Annotated in this window: 6 protein-coding genes and 1 pseudogene; 1 reads left to right on the top strand and 6 read right to left on the bottom strand. The window is 71.6% G+C overall.

The genetic code is table 11. The features are described from left to right. The first annotated feature begins 92 nt into the window (after positions 1-92). The gene (locus AAC134_RS23250) at positions 93-719 is read left to right on the top strand and encodes a hypothetical protein (RefSeq protein WP_339952092.1); all 627 of its coding nucleotides are present in this window, start codon (positions 93-95) and stop codon (positions 717-719) included. Positions 720-726: 7 nt separating this feature from the next. Here AAC134_RS23250 and AAC134_RS23255 read toward each other — a convergent pair whose 3' ends face one another. The 6 genes and pseudogenes from AAC134_RS23255 to AAC134_RS23280 all read right to left on the bottom strand — a co-directional run. Further along, positions 727-1,593 carry an isocitrate lyase/PEP mutase family protein gene (locus AAC134_RS23255; protein ID WP_339952094.1) on the bottom strand — a complete coding sequence of 289 codons (867 nt, stop codon included), beginning with the start codon at positions 1,591-1,593 and terminating at the stop codon, positions 727-729. A 10-nt stretch (positions 1,594-1,603) separates the two neighbouring features. Beyond that, positions 1,604-2,878: a TRAP transporter large permease gene (locus tag AAC134_RS23260; RefSeq protein WP_339952096.1), complete on the bottom strand. Its 1,275-nt coding sequence runs from the start codon at positions 2,876-2,878 to the stop codon at positions 1,604-1,606. After that, positions 2,875-3,387, bottom strand: a complete 513-nt coding sequence (locus tag AAC134_RS23265) for a TRAP transporter small permease (RefSeq protein ID WP_339952098.1) — start codon at positions 3,385-3,387, stop codon at positions 2,875-2,877. Before AAC134_RS23265 ends, AAC134_RS23260 begins: the two co-directional genes overlap by 4 nt. A 482-nt stretch (positions 3,388-3,869) precedes the next feature. After that, a complete protein-coding gene (dctP, locus tag AAC134_RS23270) occupies positions 3,870-4,862 on the bottom strand; it encodes a TRAP transporter substrate-binding protein DctP (RefSeq protein ID WP_339952100.1) in 993 nt (330 codons plus the stop codon). Positions 4,863-5,041: 179 nt separating this feature from the next. Beyond that, positions 5,042-5,653, bottom strand: coding sequence for a protocatechuate 3,4-dioxygenase subunit alpha (gene pcaG / locus AAC134_RS23275; protein WP_339952102.1), 612 nt, complete (start codon positions 5,651-5,653; stop codon positions 5,042-5,044). Position 5,654: 1 nt separating this feature from the next. Then, a pseudogene (locus AAC134_RS23280) lies at positions 5,655-5,877 on the bottom strand (protocatechuate 3,4-dioxygenase subunit beta); the annotation flags it as partial.

Below are 5,877 nucleotides of genomic sequence, written 5' to 3' on the forward strand. Positions count from 1 at the left end.
AGAACAGGCGCTTGTCGCGGGCGGCTGGCGTGGCGCCGGGGCGCTTGTGGCGGAGGGGGGCGAGAGTCATTTTCAGGGGGATGAGACTGTGGATGATGGCAGCGATGGTCTGCGCGCCGCTGCAGGCGGCGGGCGAGGCGGGGCCGGACTGGGCCGCCGCCCGGTGGGGCATGGATGCGGACGCGCTGGCGGCGGCGCTGCCGGGCGCGGTGGAGACGCGGCTCGAGTATGGCGGCGGTCTGCGCGGGACGCTGGCGCTGCCGCAGGCGCAGCTGGCGGGGATGCGCTTCCGGGCGATCTTCCAGCTCGACGACGACGGGCTGCGCCAGGTGCTGTTCGAGAAGCGGCGGCGCGAGATCGCGCCGAGCGACGCGCAGGCGCTGCTGGCCGCCCTGCGCGAGGCGCTGGGGCCGGAGACGCGGGCCTGCCGGGCCGCGGGGGCCGAGACCTCGGCCGAGGTGGTCTGGGTCGGGGCGGACGCTGTGTGGCGGCTGGTATCCTCGGATTTCGCCAACCCGGGGGTCTTCGCCTCGAACGGCGCCGATCCGCGCTATCCGCTGCCCACGGCGCGGCGGGAGGCGCTGCGCGAGCTCGAGATCCTTGCGCCGGGCTACCGCGCCGGCGGGCCCAAGGCGCAGGCCCTGCCCCGTCGGCTGCTGGTGCGCTGGAGCGATCCGGAGGCAAGCGCGCTGGACTCGCGCACCTGCCCGCCGGAGTAGGATCGTCTCAGCGGGCGCGGGCGGAGGAGCGGTATTTCTCCGACTCCGCGTAGTAGTCGTCGAAGCCGATGCGGCCGCGCAGCTCGGCGAAATCCATCAGCCCGTCGCGGGGCGCGTCGGAGGCGAGCTGGCCCAGCGCCCGCGTCATCGCCTGCATCGCCGCGGCCAGCAGGGTCAGCGGATAGGCGGCGATGGAGAAGCCTATCTCGGCCAGTTCCGCGTGGGAGAGGGCTGGGGTCTCGCCACCCTCGACGATGTTGGCCATCTTCGGGCCGGGAAGCTCGGCGCAGATCGTGCGCATCTCCTCGACCGTGCGGGGCGCCTCGACGAAGAGGATGTCGGCGCCAAGCTCGTGGAAGCGGTGGGCGCGGTCGATGGCCTCGGCCAGGCCATGCTCGTGGCGGGCGTCGGTGCGCGCGAGGATCAGGATGTCGTCCGAAGCTTTGGCGTCGGCGGCGGCGCGGATGCGGTCGAAGGCTTCCTCGCGCTCGACCACCTCCTTGCCCGGCGTGTGGCCGCAGCGCTTGGGGGCCTTCTGGTCCTCGATCATCACCGCGGCGCAGCCTGCGCGGGCAAAGCCGCGCACCGTGCGGCGCACGTTCATCGCGTTGCCGTAGCCGGTGTCGCCGTCCCCGATCAGCGGGATCGAGACCGCGTCGGCGATGGCGCGCGCCTGGGCTTCGACCTCGGCGTAACTCATCAACCCGAGGTCCGGCTCTCCGATCCGCGCCGCGGAGGCGGCGAAGCCCGACATGAAGGTCAGCGGGAAGCCCCCCTGCTCGATCAGCTTGGCCGAGAGCGGATCGAAGCAGCAGGGCATCACCAGCAGACGCTTCTCGGCGAGAAGGGCGCGCAGGCGGTCGGGTGGGGTCATGGGGCGGTCCCTAGAGCTTGAAGGGTATGTAGAGGGCGAGGTCGGGGACCATGTAGAGGATCGCGACCGTCAGCAACATGATGAAAAGGAACGGGATCACCCCGCGCGACACCTCGGCCAGCGAGGTTCGCGCCACCGCCTGGATGACATAGAGGTTCAGCCCCACCGGCGGGGTGATCAGCGCGCATTCGACCATGATCACCATGAACATGCCGAACCAGATCGGATCGAACCCCATCGAGAGCGCGGCGGGCAGCAGCACCGGGGTCATGATCAGCACCATCGACAGCGCCTCGAACACCAGGCCCATCAGCAGCAGGATCGCGGCCACCACGATGATGTAGGCGAGCGGCGTGTGGATCGTCTCGGAGATGAAGGCCGAGATGTCCTGCGGCACCCGGTAGAGGGTGATCGCCTTGCCGAAGATCTTGGCGCCCGCGATGATCAGCAGGATCGCGGTGGTGGTGGCCATGGACTCGAAGATCGCCTCGCGCAGGCCCTTCCAGGAAAGGGATCGCAGGACCCCCGCGGTGATCAGCAGGGCGGCGGCGAAGCCGATGGCCGCAGCCTCGGTGGGCGTGAAGGCGCCCGAGTAGATGCCGCCGATGATCAGCGCCGACAGCGCGATCGAGGGGGCGGCGCGCAGGGTGGCGCGGCGGCGTTCCTCCCAGGTGGCGGCGGGCTCAGGGCGCTGGCCGCCGAAGAAGCGCGCGTGGATCATCGCGTAGGCGATGAACAGGACCACCAGCAGGATGCCGGGGCCGATGCCGGCGAGGAACAGCGCGATCACCGATTCCTCGGTGATGAAGCCGTAGACGATCATCGGGATCGAGGGCGGGATCAGGATGCCCAGCGTGCCGCCCGCGGCCATCAGCCCGTAGACGAAGCGCCGGTCATAGCCGCGCGCGATCATCTCGGGGATCGCCACGGTGCCGATGGTGGCGGCCGTGGCGACCGAAGAGCCCGAGATCGCGGCGAAGATTCCGCAGCTCAGGATCGTGGCCACCGCCAGCCCGCCGGGCCAGTGGCCGACCCAGGCGTGGACGGCGCCGAACAGGTCCGCCCCCACGCCCCCCTTCAGCAGCACGTTGGACATCAACAGGAACAGCGGCACCGCCAGCAGGATGAACCCGTCGAGCGTCGAGAGCGCCGCCTGCGGCGCCATCAGCGGCGAGAACCCGCCGATCAGCAGCAGCGCCAGCCCCATGCCCCCCAGCGCGAAGGCCACCGGCACGCGGATCAGCAGCAGCGCGAACAGCGCCGCCAGGATCAGGATCACGGTCATTCGTGCAGCCCCTCGGCATGCGCGGCCCAGTCGGTGCGGAAGGCCTTGGCGATCTCGGCAAGCGCCTGCGCGAACAGCATCGCAAAGCCCAGCGGGACCGAGAGCTCGGCCACCCAGGTCGGCAGGTCGAGCATCGAGCCGGTGGTGCGGCCGCGCGCCCAGCTGTCCCAGAAGATGGCCCAGCCGTGCCAGGTGGTGACGCCCGCGAAGGCGGCGACGCAGACCATGGCCAGCGCCTCCGTCCAGCGGCGGGCGGCCGCGGGGATGTTGCTCACCAGCGCGTCCACGGCGATGTGCCGGCGCGCCTCCAGAGCCCAGGCCATCGACAGCAGCACCCCCCAGATCAGGCAGAGCTGGGAGAGCTCGGCCGCCCAGATCGTGGGCCGCGTGAAGAAGTAGCGCGCCACCACCTCCCAGGTCAGCATCACGCCGGAGGCCGCAAACAGCAGCGCCCCCAGCCAGGCGAGACCCAGCCGGAGGGCTGCGACGGAGCGGAAAAGATCGGTCATCCGAGGGTTCCGGGGCCGGGAGGTGACGGTGAGAGCATGAACGGCGGCCCGACCCATCGGCCGGATCGCGAAGCGGCGGGCCGCGCGAGGCCCCGGATCAGGTCCGGGGCGCCCGTCGCCCGGGACGCGGCCCGCCCTGCGCAGCGCCGCCGGCGCCCGGCCCCCGCGCAGCGGAAGACGCGGGAGCGCGGGAACGGGCCCGCCCCGGGCTTGACCCGGGGCCTCCTGCGCGACGGCGACGTCGGGCGCCCCCTGGCCGGACGACGAAGCGTCCGCGGCGCCACCTGCCCTGGCCGCGAGAGGCCCCGGGTCAGGCCCAAGGCGCCTTGCGCGAACGAGAGCGGGCACGCCAGAGGGCCGGGACACGGCGCGGGTCCGGACGGTTCGGCCGGGATCCCGGGCGGCGATCCTCCGCCCCTCGAGGACCGTCGCCCCCGGCCGGCGCCATGGCGGCGCGACCCGGGGGCGACGGCCGCGCGGGCTCAGAGGGCCTTGGCGGCCTCCATCAGCTGCGCGCCGAGGTCGCCGGATTTCTCCAGGTACTCGTCGTGGACGGGCTGGGCGGTGGCGCGCCAGGCCTCCATCTCCTCGGCGGTGGGCTCGTAGATGGTCATGCCGTTCTCTTCGGCCGCGGCGTAGGCCTCGGCCTCGATGCTCGCCATCTCGTCGCGCACGCTCTGGTCGGCCTTCTCGGCGGCGGCGGTGATGATCGCGCGCTGATCCTCGCTCAGGCCCTCCCACCACTCGGTGTTGACCACCACGATAAACTCGATGTCGGCGTGGTTGGTGACCGTGATCGTGTCCATCACCTCCCACAGCGAGCGGGACTTCACCCCCGAGACGCCGGTCATGCCCACGTCCACGGTGCCGCGCTGGTAGGCGAGATACTGCTCCGAGCCCGAGATCAGCGTCGGCGCGCCGCCGGCGGCCTCGGTGAAGTCGCCCAGCGTCTTGCCAAAGACGCGGACCTTCTTGCCCTCGAGGTCGGCGGGCGTGGCGATGGGCCCGCCGTTCGACAGCAGGATCGCGCCGCCGTAGGCCTGCCACCAAAGGACGGTCGCCCCGGTGTCCTCGATCGCTTTGTCGATGGGGCCGCGGATCGGGCCGCCCTTGGCGGTGGCCGCGCGGACCTTCTCCTCGGAGTCGAGCAGGAACGGCTGGTAGAAGATGTCCACCGCCGGGATGTCGCCCACGTAGCGGGTCAGCGAGGCGACGCCCGCCTCGATCGAGCCCGCGCCGACGGCCTGCGGCACTTCCTTGTCCTTGTAGAGCTGGGCGCTGTCGTAGATCTCGACCTCGATGGCGCCCTCGGAGGCGGTCTCGACCTCCTCCTTGAACAGCGCCAGGTTCTGGCCGAGGTGGCTTTTCAGCGGCAGCTGCAGCGAGATGCGCATCGTCAGGTCGGCCGCCCAGGCGGGGGCGGCGGTCAGCGACAAGGCAAGCGCGGCGCCCGCCGCGAGAATTGCGGGTTTCATGGTAGTCCTCCCTGTGGTCCGCGGGTTTTTTGATCTTGTGCGGTCGGCCCTTTGTTCCACGCGCGGGCGGGGTGGGCAAGACGCAGGGGCGCCCGCGGGGTTTCGGAAAATCGGGCGGGCCGCGGGCCCTCCCGCCCGCGCCCGCCCGCGGGGCGCCGCGGCGCCCCGGTTCCGGCCGCTCAGATGTCGAAGAAGACAGTCTCCCCCTCGCCCTGCAGGCGGATGTCGAAACGGTAGACGCCGGGCGCCTCGGGCCTGGCGATCAGGGTCGCAAGGCGGCTCTTGAGCTCGATGCGCGCCAGCACCGGGTCCTCGGCGTTGGCCTCCGCCTCGTCGGGGAAGTACATGCGCGTGTGCAGCCCGAGGTTGATGCCCCGCGCCGCGATCCAGAAGCTGATGTGCGGGGCCATCGGCCGGCCGTCCTTGAAGGGGACGCGGCCGGGCCTGATGGTGCGGAACACGAACTCGCCCGTCTCGGGATCGCCGGCCGAGCGGCCGAAGCCCGCGAAGGCGGGATCGGCCTCGCCGCGCGTCTCGCCCCGGCCGGGGTGAAGGCCGGCCGCGTCGGCCTGCCAGATCTCGATCAGCGCGTCGCGCAGGGGGGCGCCGGTCCCGTCGAAGACCGTGCCGCGGATCTCGATCCGCTCGCCCTTCGTGGCCTCGGTGACCATCTCGGCCCCGAACTCGTGATCGAAGACCTCGATCCCGCACATGCGGGGGAAGCAGCCGATGTGCACGTAGGGGCCGGCGGTCTGGGAGGGGGTTTCCTTCAGCTGGTCGGGCAGGCGCATCTCAGTTCCCCTCCAGCCGGTTCTCGAACAGGGTCGAGCGGCGGCCCCGCAGCACGATGTCGAAGCGGTAGGCGCGGGCGTCCATGGGAATTGTGTTGGCCCAGTCGAGGGGCGCGATCAGCCGCTCGACCGCCTCACGGTCGGGGAGGGTCTGCACGATGGGGCATTTCCAGATCATCGGGTCGCCCTCGAAATACATCTGGGTGATCAGGCGCTGCGCAAAG

It is taken from the genome of uncultured Albimonas sp. (assembly GCF_963977235.1).
Lineage (GTDB): Bacteria > Pseudomonadota > Alphaproteobacteria > Rhodobacterales > Rhodobacteraceae > Albimonas.

Bases quoted from the DNA above. Each gene is read 5' to 3' on its own strand.
- AAC134_RS23255 (WP_339952094.1), bottom strand. From the start codon at position 1,593: ATGACCCCACCCGACCGCCTGCGCGCCCTTCTCGCCGAGAAGCGTCTG.
- pcaG (WP_339952102.1), bottom strand. From the start codon at position 5,653: ATGCGCCTGCCCGACCAGCTGAAGGAAACCCCCTCCCAGACCGCCGGC.
- AAC134_RS23265 (WP_339952098.1), bottom strand. From the start codon at position 3,387: ATGACCGATCTTTTCCGCTCCGTCGCAGCCCTCCGGCTGGGTCTCGCC.
- AAC134_RS23250 (WP_339952092.1), top strand. From the start codon at position 93: ATGATGGCAGCGATGGTCTGCGCGCCGCTGCAGGCGGCGGGCGAGGCG.
- AAC134_RS23260 (WP_339952096.1), bottom strand. From the start codon at position 2,878: ATGACCGTGATCCTGATCCTGGCGGCGCTGTTCGCGCTGCTGCTGATC.
- dctP (WP_339952100.1), bottom strand. From the start codon at position 4,862: ATGAAACCCGCAATTCTCGCGGCGGGCGCCGCGCTTGCCTTGTCGCTG.